Consider the following 13,816-nt stretch of genomic DNA (forward strand, 5'->3'; position numbering starts at 1 on the left):
GGCTTACGCATGCCTTTCATCGCACAGCTTGAACCGGATGGGCTGCTCGGAGCGTTCATGACGCAGCCGCCGTCGGGTTTTGCGGTGGAGTGCTCGGTGCATGGCATGCCATGCTTCGTGGCGCCATTGGACCTGCTGACCACGACAGATGACGCACTGCGTCGGCGCATCACCAGCCTGCCGCTGTATCGGCACTGGGGCGGCCTGCTGCGCTGGCGCACGCGTTTTGCCGGCACCACCGTTTCCGAGTACGCGCCATTGCCGCCGAGGGCCACTCCCGTCGCGTTGGCGCAGGATCTGAAGGCCACGTATGGGCGTGAATGCCGGCTCCTGATCGCCAAGGACATCGCGCAGGATTCGCCGTTGCTCAGCGATGCCGACAACGATTACGCGCGCGATTTCGCGCGCGCCTGCGAAGCCGAAGGTTATGTGCTGCTGGAAGGGCAGGCATTGGCGTGGGTGCCGATCGATTTCGCATCGGGCGACGAATATCTCGCGCGGCTGTCGTCCGGTCGGCGGAAGAACATCCGGCGCAAGCTGCGCTCGCGGGCCGACCTGGAGATGGAGACGGTAGGCACCGGCGATGCGCGCTTCGACGACGAGCCCACGCTGGCCCATTTCTATGCGCTGTTCGACAATGTGTACGCGCAAAGCGACGTCCATTTCGATCGCCCAAGCGCGGCGTTCTTCCGTGAGGTGCTGCAGGATGGCAGCAGCAATGGCGTCGTGTTCGTCTATCGACACGGAGGGCAGATGATCGGCTGGAATCTCTGCTACGAACACGGTGGCAAGCTCATCGACAAGTACGTGGGCTTCGTCTATCCGCAGGCACGCGAGCACAACCTGTACTTCGTCAGCTGGATGCACAACCTCGACTACGCGCGTCAGCGTGGACTGACCCATTACGTGGCCGGCTGGACCGATCCCGAGGTGAAATCCTTTCTCGGCGCACGAATGACCTTCACCCGGCATGCCGTATATGCCCGCAACCCGCTGTTGCGCATGTTGCTGCGCCGGCTTGGCAGTCATTTCGAAAGCGACCGCGGCTGGCAGGCGGCCACAGGGGCCAGCGATGAGTAACCTTTCGAATCGGCCCATCGTGCTGGACATCGACCGTTCGGTCGGGCCGCTGCCCGACCGGCTGGTGTTGCCGCTGGAGCATTGGCAGGAATCGATCCGCTACGGCTGCTCGCTGGCGACCATGCGCAACTTCAGCGGGATGCTCGATGAATTGCTGCCGGCCCGGTACGGCACGGTGTTCACCGGCAGCGGCGATTTCCATCATCTGAGCTGGCCGCTGATTGCGCGTTTGCAACCGCGCACACCTTTTCAGGTGGTCGTGCTGGACAACCATCCGGACAACATGCGCTTTCCATTCGGCGTGCATTGCGGTTCGTGGGTGCGCAAGGTGGCGATGTTGCCGCAGGTCAGCCACGTGCATGTGCTCGGCATCACCTCGGCCGATATTGGGGCGGGCCATGCGTGGGAGAACTACCTCACGCCGCTGCGCCGCGGCAAGCTTAGCTACTGGAGCATTGGCGTGGACATCGGCTGGTCGCGCCGGCTCGGCATCGCCGGCGCGTTCCGTGGCTTTGACACGCCCGAGGCGCTAGTGGATGCCTTCGTCGAACTTCAACGCACGCAAACCGCGCCGACCTATCTCACCATCGACAAGGACGCGTTCGCTGCTGAAGTGGCTCGCACCAACTGGGATCAGGGTCGGCTGCTGCTGTCGCACGCGCTGACGCTGATCGACAGCTTGCGCAACGGCCTGGTTGGCAGCGACATCAACGGCGAGGTTTCACACTACCGTTATCGCAGCTGGTGGAAACGTCGGTTGTCGGCGATGGATCAGCAGCCCGAGATCGATCCGTCGGATCTGGCCGGCTGGCAGGCGCAGCAGCATGCGCTGAACCTGCAGTTGCTCGCCGCGATCACCGCCAAGTCCGGCTGAGTCAGGCCAGCACCGACTCCAGCGTGCGGCAGATCGTCTCGAAGTCGTTGTCGTCCAGCCAGGGGCTGTTGCTGATGCTCAGGCTGCGCGCGGCGAAGTCGCGTGCATTCGGCACGTCCTGCGCAGGTACGATGTTCTTCAGGTAGTCGTAGCCGGGCAGGGCGTGGATGAATAATCGACTGACGCCGAGTCCTGCCTGCCACAACTCGGCGAGAGCGGCATCACGGCGTTGCTGGTTGGGCAGCAGCAGCAGCAGGAATGGCCAGGTGCCTTGTGCGTCGGCTGGGTCATCGAGCACCTCGACGCCGCCAATCTGGCGCAACCGCGGTAGTCGGCGCTGCGCCTGCGTGGACAGCTGGTCGAGAAACGCCGGCAGGCGGGCAGCGGCGTGCGCGCCTACGGCCTGTCGCCAGCGACCAACGCGCTGCAGCGGAATCGTCAACGGAAAGTCGTCGCCCACGGCGCCGACCGGATCGCCATGACGTAATGCGCGGCGCAACGGATTGCCATACGCCAGCCGCAAGCCGCGCGGTCGATACAGCGCCGCGTAGCCGAGCAGCTCGATACTGCGTTGCGATTCCCGGCCGAAACTGCGTGGCACGATACATGCCGCGGTGCGCGCGAGCCTCTCCTGCAATGCCGGATCGCGCGCCAGCAGCAGGCCGCCTTCGTAGATCGAAAGCCCCTTGCCGGCGGCCAGGCTGAAAAAACCGATGTCGCCCGCCATGCCCACGCTGATGCCGCGGTGCCGCGCTCCGAGCGCTTGCGCGGCATCCTCGATCACATGCGCGCCGACGTTGTTGGCCACCGCCAGTGCGTCGTCGACATCGGCGACACGGCCGGCCAGGTGGGTGGGCATGATCGCCAGCGTGCGCTCGTCGCAAGCGGCGCGCAGCGCGGCGGGATCCATGTCGGAGTGACCGGTGCGCAGGTCGCACAGCTGCAGTTCGAGTCCTGCCTGTTGCACGGCGATTGCCACCAACGGACAGGTGTACGCAGGCACCACGATGCGTCGGCGCTGCGGATGCAGTTCGCGCAACGTGATCAGTGCGATCAGCAACGATGCGGTGCCGGAGCATTCGAGCTGCAGCGGCGGCGTGCCCAGCTGCGCGGCGAGGTCCACAGCCAGCGTGGGTGCACCGGGGCGCAGGTCAGCCAGCTGCAGCGGCAGGCCGGCTGTGGGCGGCAGTTCGTGATGGCGACGAGGCAGCATACAGGCAGCTTAGCCGGTGCTCAGGCTTCGGCCGCTTGCGGAACGTGCTCGCGGCCTTCGGCGAGACCCAGGCAGACGATGCCGGCGATGATCGCAAGCGCACCCAGCACGCGGGCGACGTTGAGATGTTCGTCGAACAGCCAGACCGACAGCAGCATCACCGACACCACTTCCAGGTGCGAGGCGGCAAAGGCGGGGCCGATCGGCGCGTGCTTGAGCAGGGCCATCCAGGTGAAGAACGCGCCGATGTAGCCGATCACGGCGCCGTAGACCCATGGCTGGCCGAATACGCGCAGCAGCCATGCGAGGTTGGCTGCAACCGGCAGCGCCTGCGTGCCGGCGTACTTGAAGCTGATCTGCGCCAACGTGTCGAAGCCCATCAGCAGCAGGAAGCCAAGCAGGTAGAAGCGTTTCATCCGCCGACTCCCACGATCACCACGCCGAGCGTCACCAGCAGGATGCCGGCGACGCGCAGCCGGGTCAGTTTTTCACCGAACAGGAAGCGCCCGGCGATCATGATGGCGACGATATTGATCGAACCGAGCAGAACGCCTTCCGACAACGGAATCAGCGACAGGAACGCGATCCACACCAGGAACTCGATGACATAGCAGCCAACGCCGAGCCACAGCCACGGGCGCGACGCCATGTACTTCCAGCGCGCCAGGCCGTCACCGGCGTCTTCATCGCCGGCGGCTGCCTTGAAGGCCAGCTGGCCGCCGGTGTCGAGCACGATATTGAGCAGCCACAGGCCGGCGACCAGCGTCGAGAGGGAGCCCATGGCCGGCATGGTCAGGCGGCTACGCGCTGGATGGCACCGGCGGCGGCGATGTTGTCGAAGAACGCAGCTGAACGATCGATCAGGGTGCGTCGCTCGCGGTCGATGGTGATCATGTGATAGCTGTCGTCGAGCAAAAGCAGTTCTGACGGCGCACCGACTTCGCGCATCACCAGCTCGGCATTTTTCAGGCTGGCCACGTCGTCTTCGCTGGCATGGGCGACCAGGCAAGGCGCGGTGACTTGCGGCAACCGACGGCGTACGTCGGCGGCGAGGCCATGCATCTCGGCCAGCGAATACCACGGGTTGCCGGGCAGGCCGGCGGCGGCACTGTCACCGCCGAGCATTGCCGTGCTGACCTGCGCGCGCAGGCGCTCGTCGCGGATGCCGTAAGGCGGTCGCTCCATGAAACTGCGGTCGCGACCGATACCGAATTTTTTCAGCAGCGGCAGCATGAACGACAGTCGCGCCAGCCACGGAATGCTCCAGCCGTCGTAGCAGAAGGTGGCGCCATACACGCCGACGCCGGCGACCTGTCGCGGTCGGTCCGCGGCGAGTTTCAGGGCGAGCAGGGCACCCATCGAGAGGCCGCCGACGAACAGGTGATCGACCTTGCCGAGCAGCTCGTCCGCAGCCTGCTCGACGCTCGCATACCAGTCGCGCCAGCCGGTGGCGAGCAGATCCTCGACGTTGCCGCAGTGGCCGGCCAGCTGCATGCCGTGCACGGTGAAGCCGGCGCGGTTCAGGCCCTTGCCGAGCAGACGCATCTCCATCGGCGTGCCGGTCAGGCCGTGGATCAGCAACACGCCGCTGCGTCCACCCTCGAAGAAAAAGTCAGTCTGCTGGATCACACGATGGCCTGGTGGAATCAACCGTGATCAGTTTGATCGCAACGGTCTTTCATGGGTGAAAGAATCGCAGGGCGCGGTTTCCTCAGCCTTTCGGGGACGGCGCGGCTGGCGCGGGTGCGGCGCCGAAGCGCACCATCACGCGCTGGCCGATGCGCAAATTGCCGGTTTGATCGGAGCGGCCTTTATCGAGGCTGGGCGGATCAAGTGCCAGAACGCATTCCACCGTGCGCGCATTGGCACGCACCTGCGGATCGTTCTCCAACGTGGTCGGGCCATAGACCTGGCCGATGCGCAGCACGTGCGCGCTCCAGTGGTCGCCGCTGCCGTTGGTCACCACCTCGGCCTGCATGCCTGGTTTGACCGAACCCACGAAACTCTCGTTGAGTTCGGCGCGAACGATTCGCGGCTTGCGCGGCAACAAGGTGAATAACGCGCCGGACGCGGGCGACACGCTGGCGCCCGGCTGAGCCGACACCTGCACCACGTCGGCGTCGAACGGTGCGAGCAGGCTGCGCTGTTTCAGTTCGTAGCGGGCCTCGTCCAGCTTCTGGCTGGCCATGTCCAGTGCGGCGTGACCGGCTAGCTGTTCGGCATCGAGTTGCGCCGCTACCTCATGCGCGTCGTCGGCGCTCTGGCCGTCGCCGGCACCGGCGGCGACCGCTTCGGCCAGACGTCCGGCGCGCTGTTTCGCCGCGGCCTGCTTGATCGCCAGCAGTTTCAGCTGTGCCTGCGCCTGCTCCTGTTGCGCCTGCGCAGCATCTACCGCGAGCGTGGCTGGCCGGGTATCCAGCGTGGCCAGCAGTTGGCCCTGCCTGACCTGGTCGCCTTCGTGCACGGCAACCGTGGCGAGGATGCCGTCGCGCGGCATCGACAGGTTCAGCAAGCCACCTTCGATATCGATCCTGCCGCGTGCCACGGCAACGTAGGCGGGAGAAGTTCCGGCGGAGCCGGGTGGCGTGTCGGCAGGTTTCGAACACGCCGTCAGCAGCCCGCACAGTGACAGCGCAAGAACACCCGTCCGAATGCGCATCGCGCTACGCGGATGGAATGCTGGCGACTTCATGACGATAATTCCTTGCTGTCGAGAACCGGCGAGCGATTGCGCCGGTCACTGAGAATGCGGCCGTCTTCCATCGCCAGTACGCGATCGGCGTGGGCGACCAGACGCGGATCATGGCTGACGCAGAGCACGGTGGTGCCATGCGTGTGCGCGATCCGGTGCAGGATGTCGATGATCATCTGGCCATTGGCGGCGTCCAGTGCGCTGGTCGGTTCGTCGGCGAACAGCAGTTCCGGTTCCTTGGCCAGTGCACGCGCAATCGCCACGCGCTGCTTCTCGCCGCCGGACAGTTCGGACGGCCGCAGGCGCATGCGGTGCGCGAGGCCGACCTCTTCCAGCGATCGCTGCGCACGGCGGCGGGCCTCGTCGCGCGACAGGCCCATGTGGTTCAGCGGCAGCTCGACCTGCTCGAACGCATTCAGGGCGGGGAACAGGTTGAAGCCCTGGAACACGAAGCCGGTGTGTTGCAGGCGAAAGCGTTCCAGCGCACGCAGGTCGAGCTGACCCAGTTCGCTGCCCAACGCCATGACGCGACCGCTGTCGACTTTCTGCAGGCCGCTGAGGATCGCCAGCAGGGTGCTCTTGCCGCAGCCGGAGGGGCCGGAAATCAGGGTCAGTTCGCCGGCGTCGATGCCCAGCGTGAGGCCATCCAGCACCTGCGTGCGCTGCTGGCCGGATGTGAACGCCTTGCTGACTCCTTCGGCCAGCAGGGCGGGCGTCGATACTTGTTCGATGGCGGTGGCGGGATGCATCGCGACTACCTCAGCAACGTGGCGGGATCGGCACGGCGCAGGCTGCGCATCGCGGCGAGACCGGAGACCGCCGCCAGCCCCATCACCAGGATGATGCAGGCCAGCGCCGCCGGCACGTTCAGCACCACCGGAACATCCTGGCTGCGCGCCAGCATCATCAGCACGATGCCGAGCACGCTGGCGCCGAGCAGGCCCAGCGCACCGACCCAGAAGGCCTGCTCCAGCACCACCTTGCGCAATGCACCGACGCCGACGCCAAGTGCGTTGAGGGTGGCGTATTCGCGCACCGAGCCGTTGACCGCGGCGATCAGGGTCTGGCTGGTGATCACCGCGCCGACCAGGAACACGATGCCGGCCAGAAACAGCACACCGGCACCGGCACCGGTATCGAACAGCCAGTAGACGACCGAGCGGCGGGCGAAATCCGCAGCACTCCATGTAGTGTACGGACCGAACGACTGGCTGCCGCGCAGACGCATGGCCACGGCGTCGGCCTGGGTCGGATCGCGCAACCGGGCGACGAGGTAGGTCGGGCCGTTGTCGGTCGGGTCGTTGTCCAGCCGCCGCGCGGTATCCAGCGAGCACAGCACGTTGACGCCACCCAGTGCACGCAGGCCGCTGCTGATGCCGACGACGCGAACCCGCTGGCCGTTGATGGTAGCGGTCTGTCCGATGTCCACGCCGAGCTGATCCAGCGCCGAACGGTCGACCACGATGGCATCGGGTTCTGCCAGGCGTGCACGCAGGGTCGGCGACAGTGCCTTGGAAAACATCAGGCCGTCGGCGGCCGGGTCGATGCCGGAGACGAACACCGAGACGCCGCCGGTTTCGCGCGGCCCGCGCCAGTCGCCGTCGACCCACAAGTACGGCTCGACGCGCTGCACTGCCGGATCCATCAGGATGCGCGATTCCACGTCGGCATCGATGGAGCGGCCCAAACCCACGCTCTGCGTGCCCGGATAACCCACCCATACGTCGGCCGACGAGCCGGTGACGTAGAGACTGGTGCTGCCGAAGATGCCCAGCACCAGGGCGATCTGCAGCAACTGCAGCAAGCCGGCGAAACCCACCGCAAGCATCGCCGGCAGAAAGCGCCGCCACTCATAGACCAGCGTCTTGCGCGCGAGGGCCACCATCAGCGGATCGCCTGGTTCGGGTCGACGGGCACGGGTGGCGCGATCGATCCAGTCTCGCGCGCATCGGTCGACGGCAGCGGTGCGCCGCCGAGGGCCTTGAACAGTGCCACGTAGGCGAGGCTGTGGCTGGCACGGGCGTCAGCCAGCTCCATGGCGGCCTGGTCGGCGGCGATCTCGCTCTCGGCACGATCAAGCGGGCTGCTCAGCTGCAGCCGGGTACGCACCTGCGTGGCCTGGTCGGCGCGTTGCAACGCCAGCCACGCGAGTTTGCTCTGCTCCTCGTGCTGCTGTTGCTGCTGCAGGCTGCCCAGTGCGGTCTCCACTTCGGCCACGCCCTGCAGCACGGCCTGCCGATAAGCCAGCACGCTGGCCTTCAGTTCGTGATCCTTGGCATGCGTGGCGGCTAGCCGCAGGCCCCAGTCGAACAGCGGGAGGTTGATGACCGGGCCCACTGACACAATCCCGTTCGGTGTGCTGGAAAACTTGCGGTTGTTGTTGATGTCGGTAGCCCAGACCATCGATGCACCGAGGCCGATGCTGGGAAACATGTCGGCGTGGGTGAGCGCCAGTTCGCCGGCGGTACGCAACACGTCCGCCTCGGCACGCGCAATTTCCGGCCGCGTGCGCAGCAGGTCGGCCGGCGCGCCGTCGAGCTGCCATGCGCCGAGTTCGGGTGGTGGTGTGCCGGCCTGCAGCCACGCCGAATCGGGATGGTTCTGGCCGAGCAGGACGGCCAGTTTTTGCGCGCTGGCGTTGATCGCCTGTCGCGGTGAAGTCAGCGCAGCGCGCGCCTGCGCGAACGCTGCCTGCGCCTGATCCACCGCCATGGGTGGCGCCAGTTGCAAGTGCTGGCGTTTATCCTGCAGCTGCCATTCGTGCTGGCGAATCTGGCTCACCTGCAACAGCAGATGTTCTTGCTGTTGTGCGGTACGCAGCTCGATCCATTCACGGACCACCTCGGCGACCAGACTGACCTGCGCGGCGTGCAGGTCGGCGGCGCTGGCATCCAGTTCGCCCTGTGATTCGCGCCGAGTGCCTTCGGCGCGACCGAACAAGCCCAGTTCCCAAGTGGCATCGAAACCGGCGACGAAGAACGAGGCGCTGGCATCGGGGTCGATGGCGTCCTCGGTACGTACGCCCAGCGCCGGCAGGTAACGCTCCCGGGCGCGCGCATGCAGCGTGCGTGAGGCGCGAAACCGCTCAACCGCCTGTGCGACATCGAGGTTGCCGGCTAGGGCACGATCCACCACGGCATCGAGGCCGGGATCGGCGAAAGCGTGCCACCAGCCATGCAGGTCCGTGGATTTTGCCGGATCCGAGGCCGCCGCGTGCTGCCATTGCGCGGGCAACGGCGGCATCAGTCTGGGCAATGGTGCAGCGCAGCTGGCAAGTCCGAGCAGCAGGATGCCAGACACGCACGCGCGCAAAACGTTGCCGGGTGTTGCCTTGTTCAGTCGAAATGGCACGGCAGGCATTTTCCATGGCGACGGTCCGACGCTGGCGGTGGCGTCGGCATGCAAGATTGACGGTCGGTAGCCATTGTCGCGGTCGAATCTTTCGTTAGCCTGACGTCGGGGTGGGCGGAGGTGCGGAGCCGGTCGGGCTAAGGCGTCAAGCGCCTTCATGCTCGCTGGGGAGCGGCCGATCCCGCGTGCGGGAATCGAATCTCGACGCACAGGCCAGCCTCCGTGCCGTTGCGATAAAGCACGTCGGCGTGGTGACGTTCGGCAATGCGCTGGACGATGGCGAGGCCCAGTCCGCTGCCTTCCTCGCTGTTGCCGGCGGCCCTGAAGAAGCGCTCGCTCAGCCGCGGCAGCAAATCCGGCGGGACACCGGGTCCGTTGTCCTCCACGCTGAGGCTGGCGCGGCCATCATCCAGCGCCTGCAGGCGGACCGTGATGACGCTGCCTCGGCCGGCGTAGCGCACGGCGTTGTCGATCAGGTTGTCCAAAAGATCCTGCACGCTGGCCGCTTCGCCGAGGATATGCAGCGCCCGCCCGCTGCCCTCGTAACCGAGATCGACGCCGGCGCGGATCGCTTCATGAACGCGCTGTGCCACCGCCTCGGGGATCAGTTGGGCCAGGTCGAGCAGGCGGGATCCTCCGGTTTCCAGCGGCGCCGCCTGCGCACGGGTCAGCGCGAGCAATTGCGAGGACGTGCGCGCGGCGCGCTGGCTCAATCGCTGGATGTGGGTCAGCGCATCGGCCACTGTTTCCGGTCGCGGGTCGGCGAGGGCGCGATCGACATGCAGGCTCAAACCGGTCAACGGGGTGCGCAACTGATGCGCGGCATCGGCGATGAAGCGGTCGTGGAGCGCCAGCATGCCGCGCAAACGGCCGAACAAGGCATCGATGGTGCGCGTCAGCGGCTGGATCTCCTGTGGCACGTCGGCGCCATCGATCGGAGTCAGTTCGTGCGAACGGGCGGCCAGGCGGGCTGTCAGCGGATCGAGCACGCGCAGGCCGCGGCTGACCCCGAACCAGACCAGCGACAACACGCAGACGATCAGCAATGTCTGCATCAGGATCGCCAGCAGCAGGATTTCCCGTGCCTGCTCGTGCCGATCGCGCAGGGTCTCGGCGACGGTGACGATCAGGCTGTCGGCAGGATCCCGTCGCGCCGCGATGTGGACGCTGGCCGTGCGCAGGGTATGCCTGGCCAACTGGACGTCGTAAAGCGCTGGCGCGGCGCCGAGCGGCGGTACGTGGGCCGGTTGCGGTAGTTGGCCGTTGCCGGCCAGCAGGCCGTGCTTGCTGCTGCTGACGGTGAAGTAGCTGCGGCCGTCCGGATCGTATTCGAGCAGGAAGCGCGCCTGCGCGGTCAGCTCGCTGCCGAGCTTGTCGTTGCTGAGCATTTTTGCCAGTGTCAGCGCGTCGTCACTCAGGTCGCGGTCGTGCACGCGATTGGAATACGTCAGCGCCACGCCATAGGACACCAATGCATCCAGGACCAGCAGTGCGATCATCGGGATCAGCAGGAAAACCAGCAGCCGGCGCCGCAGGCTCGGACGGGTGCGCGGTACGCGAAGCGGTGTCATGCGGGGATGTTTCCGGCCTCGGTGGTTTCTTCCAGCAGATAGCCCAGCCCGCGGATCGTGCGCACGCCGATGCCACTGCCATGCAGCTTGCGACGCAGGCGGTGAATTGCGATGTCCAGGCCGTTGTCGGTCAGCTCCTGGTCCCAGTCGCATAGTGCCTCGACCAGCTGTGTGCGACTGGTGATGCGGTCGACACGCAGTGCCAACGCTTCCAGCAGGCCGAATTCGCGAGCAGTCAGGTCGAGCGGAGCTTGGTCGATCCAGGCGCGGTGGCCCGGCAGATCCAGTCGCAGCCGGCCGAGTACGACTTCCGGTTTGCCCTGACTACTGGCGCGGCGCAGCAGCGCACGCACGCGCGCCTCGAATTCGGCCAGCGCGAAAGGTTTCACCAGGTAGTCGTCGGCGCCCAGGTCGAGTACGCGGATGCGTTCGGCGAGTCCATCACGGGCCGTCACCACCAGCACTGGCATGCCTGTACCACGGCTGCGCAAACGACGCAGCACCTCGCTGCCGTCGATCGCCGGCAAGCCAAGATCCAGCACCACCAGGTCATAGGCATGATCATGCAGGGCAGCATCGGCAAGATTTCCGCCGGCGACGTGATCCACTGCGTGCCCGCCATGTCGCAGCGAGGCGCAGATGCCCTCAGCGATGGAGAGGTCGTCTTCGGCCAGCAGAATGCGCATGTGAATTCTCGATGGCGCGTGGATTTGCTACAGAATGAACCCGCCAAGCCGTCCCGACATACACGTTCAAGGATGGAAACACGTGATTTTGGCTCCGCGCCATTCAGACAACGGCGATCGGGCGCAGTTCGCCGTTAATCAAACGGTCGTCGCAGACCTGATTTGACCGCTTGCCTGTCGTGCGGTCGCGCAGCCTGCCCAGTCGACGAACGAGACTGCCTTGCTCGAGGACTGAACCATGGGGTGTCCGCGGCGTGGAGACCAAAAAATGTCATTGCGGACATCTTATGGGTTCGTGGCTAACGGATGCATGGCTGTAGCGACTGCGAGGCCACCGAAGCCTGGAAGACGAGGGCAGCTCCTGGCCAGTCGTTGTCGCTCGGGTCAAGGGCGATGTGATGCGACGAGTTCATCGCGCGTCGTGATGTCGAACCCACGAGCAGCTGACATCGTTCCTCTGAAGAAGGCGGTCAGCTTGCCTTGCACCCGTCAAAAGCGTCCGGAGAATCATTCCGTTCGGGCTCTCCGACCACAATGGCCGACACCGCCGCTCATGCGCCGATCTGGACGGGGCAATCATCCAGCTGTAGCCGCTTCGAGCGACTGCGCAAGACTCTCGGGCATCGAGAAGGGCTTCTTCAAGCTGAGGTCGGCCGTCCTCGATAGACGGAGTGGGCTCTTTCTTTCAAGGGAACGTTTCCTAGAACTGGAAAGCGACCTGCACCCACACGCGGGGGCTGCGATCCACATCCGAGCTGGGATCGCCGGTGCCGGCCTTCCATGCCGCAAACGCCTGGACGCTGAACGGCGCCTGGAGATATACGGCACCGATACCGTATCCGGCCAGGCGGCGATGGTTGTCGCCCACCCCCGCCCAGGTGGTGTGGTTGATGCGTACGCGGCCCTCGTCGTAAAAGCCGAACGCCTCCAGCCCGCCTGACACGGGATGGTGCAATTCGAGATTGGCGACGTAGCCGCTGTCGCCCGTCGCCTCGCCCTGCGGATAGGCGCGCACGCCGGAGGAGCCACCCAGCGTCATCTTCTCCGACGAGTCCAGGTTCTGCTCCGCCCACTGGGCACTGGCATCGAGCGTAAGCATCCAGCTGCCGGGCAGGCGCTGCTGGCGCTGGTAGGACAGCAGCCATTTGCCGAAGCCGCCACTGCTGCGCGCGCTGAGCCGGTCGATCTGTTCGCTGGCGACGTCGAGACCGAGATCGCCGCGCGTATAGCCCAGATTTACGCTGTTGCTGGCGCCGCCGCCCAAGGCGTCCACGAAGTTGCCATAGACGCTGAGCGTGCCGTTGTGCAGCGTCCGGCGGCTGTGCGTCGTCGTCGCGCCGATATCGTCCTGCAGGCGTTTGTCGTCGTACTGCAGCGAGGCGTACCAGCTGGCCCGTCGGCTGCGCAGCAAGGGTTGCTGTACGTAGAAGCTGCCGACATCGGCCCGGCCGCTGGCATCGAGGCTGGAGAACTCCTTGCCGAGTTCGTAGCGCATCGTGGACCAGGCGGCGCCGACGCGGGTGGCGTAGGGGCCGAACGGCACCTGGTAGCCGAGGCGCCCGTAACGGTAATCTCCCGCGCTGCTCTGCGCGCGCAGGCTGAGCTGATCGCCCAGCTTCGCGGGGTTGTTCCAATACAGGCTGGCACCCAGGCGTTCGGCACCGATATAGCGGTTGCCGAAGTTGTCCAGGTCGACGCTGCCCTGCAGAGGATCGGCAGGCAGCAGGTCGACCATGAAATCGGACGTACCGACGGCGGCGCCGGGTCGCAGGGTGGATTTCACGGCGACGCCCGGCAGGTCTGCCAGGCTCAGCAGGGCGCTGCCCAGGGCCTGGTTGCTGACCGCCTCGCCGGGCTGGAGGCGGTGGATCGGCGACGTCGCATTGCCTGCGATACCGGCCGGGTTGTTCAGTGCCACCCGGCCGATCCGGCCTTCGAGCACGGCGATGGTCACCACGCCGGTACTGATGTCCTGCGCCGGCAGGTAGGCACGTGCCACCAGGTAGCCATGCTCCCGGTAATAGTGCGTCACCCGCAGGGCGAGGGCATCCAGCGCGTCCAGGCTCATGCTCTTGTCGACGCTGCCGGCAATCACACCTTGCAGTACCGCTTCCGGGAACACCGTATTGCCGCTGAAACGAATGCTGCCGACCGGCACGCGCTCGCTGCCGCCGCGGGCCGTCGCCAACGGTTCCTCGATGACGGTGGGTGGCGCCTTCGCTGTCGGCAGGGACGGGGGTGGCGTGACCTGTTGCAGGATCTGGCCGGCGGTGGGCGCCGTTTGCGCCAGGACGGTCAACGGCGACAGGCATAGACCCGCGAGCAGGCAGGAGGCTTTCTTCTTCATGG

The 13,816-nt window shown here is 66.1% G+C and carries 13 protein-coding genes; 2 read left to right on the forward strand and 11 right to left on the reverse strand.

Going from position 1 to position 13,816, the window contains the following annotated elements; genetic code table 11:
• The first annotated feature begins 9 nt into the window (after positions 1-9).
• Both ACPPVV_RS00940 and ACPPVV_RS00945 read left to right on the forward strand, forming a co-directional pair.
• Positions 10-1,080 (forward strand): GNAT family N-acetyltransferase, encoded by a 1,071-nt coding sequence (locus ACPPVV_RS00940; protein WP_426701612.1) that lies wholly within the window; start codon positions 10-12, stop codon positions 1,078-1,080.
• Positions 1,073-1,954, forward strand: coding sequence for a hypothetical protein (locus tag ACPPVV_RS00945; RefSeq protein ID WP_426701613.1), 882 nt, complete (start codon positions 1,073-1,075; stop codon positions 1,952-1,954). The genes ACPPVV_RS00940 and ACPPVV_RS00945 overlap by 8 nt, the downstream gene beginning before the upstream one ends.
• 1 nt (position 1,955) lies before the next feature.
• Here ACPPVV_RS00945 and ACPPVV_RS00950 read toward each other — a convergent pair whose 3' ends face one another.
• The 11 genes from ACPPVV_RS00950 to ACPPVV_RS01000 form a co-directional block, all read right to left on the reverse strand.
• Complete coding sequence (locus ACPPVV_RS00950) at positions 1,956-3,167, reverse strand: DegT/DnrJ/EryC1/StrS family aminotransferase (protein WP_426701614.1); 1,212 nt, start codon at positions 3,165-3,167, stop codon at positions 1,956-1,958.
• A gap of 20 nt (positions 3,168-3,187) precedes the next feature.
• Positions 3,188-3,583, reverse strand: coding sequence for a DMT family transporter (locus tag ACPPVV_RS00955; RefSeq protein ID WP_426701615.1), 396 nt, complete (start codon positions 3,581-3,583; stop codon positions 3,188-3,190).
• The gene (locus ACPPVV_RS00960) at positions 3,580-3,948 is read right to left on the reverse strand and encodes an EamA family transporter (RefSeq protein WP_426701616.1); all 369 of its coding nucleotides are present in this window, start codon (positions 3,946-3,948) and stop codon (positions 3,580-3,582) included. Before ACPPVV_RS00960 ends, ACPPVV_RS00955 begins: the two co-directional genes overlap by 4 nt.
• A gap of 11 nt (positions 3,949-3,959) precedes the next feature.
• Positions 3,960-4,796 (reverse strand): alpha/beta hydrolase, encoded by an 837-nt coding sequence (locus tag ACPPVV_RS00965; RefSeq protein ID WP_426701617.1) that lies wholly within the window; start codon positions 4,794-4,796, stop codon positions 3,960-3,962.
• 82 nt (positions 4,797-4,878) lie between these two features.
• Entirely contained in the window at positions 4,879-5,859 is a 981-nt protein-coding gene (locus ACPPVV_RS00970) for an efflux RND transporter periplasmic adaptor subunit (RefSeq protein WP_426701618.1), read from the reverse strand.
• Positions 5,856-6,608, reverse strand: coding sequence for an ABC transporter ATP-binding protein (locus ACPPVV_RS00975; protein WP_426701619.1), 753 nt, complete (start codon positions 6,606-6,608; stop codon positions 5,856-5,858). The genes ACPPVV_RS00970 and ACPPVV_RS00975 overlap by 4 nt, the downstream gene beginning before the upstream one ends.
• Positions 6,609-6,613: 5 nt before the next feature.
• Entirely contained in the window at positions 6,614-7,744 is a 1,131-nt protein-coding gene (locus ACPPVV_RS00980; protein ID WP_426701620.1) for an ABC transporter permease, read from the reverse strand.
• Positions 7,744-9,210, reverse strand: coding sequence for a TolC family protein (locus ACPPVV_RS00985; protein WP_426701621.1), 1,467 nt, complete (start codon positions 9,208-9,210; stop codon positions 7,744-7,746). Before ACPPVV_RS00985 ends, ACPPVV_RS00980 begins: the two co-directional genes overlap by 1 nt.
• A gap of 155 nt (positions 9,211-9,365) precedes the next feature.
• The gene (locus ACPPVV_RS00990) at positions 9,366-10,781 is read right to left on the reverse strand and encodes a sensor histidine kinase (RefSeq protein ID WP_426701622.1); all 1,416 of its coding nucleotides are present in this window, start codon (positions 10,779-10,781) and stop codon (positions 9,366-9,368) included.
• Positions 10,778-11,467 (reverse strand): response regulator, encoded by a 690-nt coding sequence (locus ACPPVV_RS00995; protein ID WP_426701623.1) that lies wholly within the window; start codon positions 11,465-11,467, stop codon positions 10,778-10,780. Before ACPPVV_RS00995 ends, ACPPVV_RS00990 begins: the two co-directional genes overlap by 4 nt.
• Before the next feature lie 700 nt (positions 11,468-12,167).
• Positions 12,168-13,814, reverse strand: a complete 1,647-nt coding sequence (locus tag ACPPVV_RS01000; RefSeq protein ID WP_426701624.1) for a ShlB/FhaC/HecB family hemolysin secretion/activation protein — start codon at positions 13,812-13,814, stop codon at positions 12,168-12,170.
• Between the last annotated feature and the right edge of the window lie 2 nt (positions 13,815-13,816).

This window comes from Rhodanobacter sp. Col0626 (assembly GCF_049994385.1).
Lineage (GTDB): Bacteria > Pseudomonadota > Gammaproteobacteria > Xanthomonadales > Rhodanobacteraceae > Rhodanobacter.

Coding starts and splice junctions, on each gene's coding strand:
- ACPPVV_RS00940 (WP_426701612.1), top strand. CDS start 10: ATGCCTTTCATCGCACAGCTTGAACCGGATGGGCTGCTCGGAGCGTTC.
- ACPPVV_RS00945 (WP_426701613.1), top strand. CDS start 1,073: ATGAGTAACCTTTCGAATCGGCCCATCGTGCTGGACATCGACCGTTCG.
- ACPPVV_RS00950 (WP_426701614.1), bottom strand. CDS start 3,167: ATGCTGCCTCGTCGCCATCACGAACTGCCGCCCACAGCCGGCCTGCCG.
- ACPPVV_RS00955 (WP_426701615.1), bottom strand. CDS start 3,583: ATGAAACGCTTCTACCTGCTTGGCTTCCTGCTGCTGATGGGCTTCGAC.
- ACPPVV_RS00960 (WP_426701616.1), bottom strand. CDS start 3,948: ATGGGCTCCCTCTCGACGCTGGTCGCCGGCCTGTGGCTGCTCAATATC.
- ACPPVV_RS00970 (WP_426701618.1), bottom strand. CDS start 5,859: ATGAAGTCGCCAGCATTCCATCCGCGTAGCGCGATGCGCATTCGGACG.
- ACPPVV_RS00975 (WP_426701619.1), bottom strand. CDS start 6,608: ATGCATCCCGCCACCGCCATCGAACAAGTATCGACGCCCGCCCTGCTG.
- ACPPVV_RS00980 (WP_426701620.1), bottom strand. CDS start 7,744: ATGGTGGCCCTCGCGCGCAAGACGCTGGTCTATGAGTGGCGGCGCTTT.
- ACPPVV_RS00990 (WP_426701622.1), bottom strand. CDS start 10,781: ATGACACCGCTTCGCGTACCGCGCACCCGTCCGAGCCTGCGGCGCCGG.
- ACPPVV_RS00995 (WP_426701623.1), bottom strand. CDS start 11,467: ATGCGCATTCTGCTGGCCGAAGACGACCTCTCCATCGCTGAGGGCATC.
- ACPPVV_RS01000 (WP_426701624.1), bottom strand. CDS start 13,814: ATGAAGAAGAAAGCCTCCTGCCTGCTCGCGGGTCTATGCCTGTCGCCG.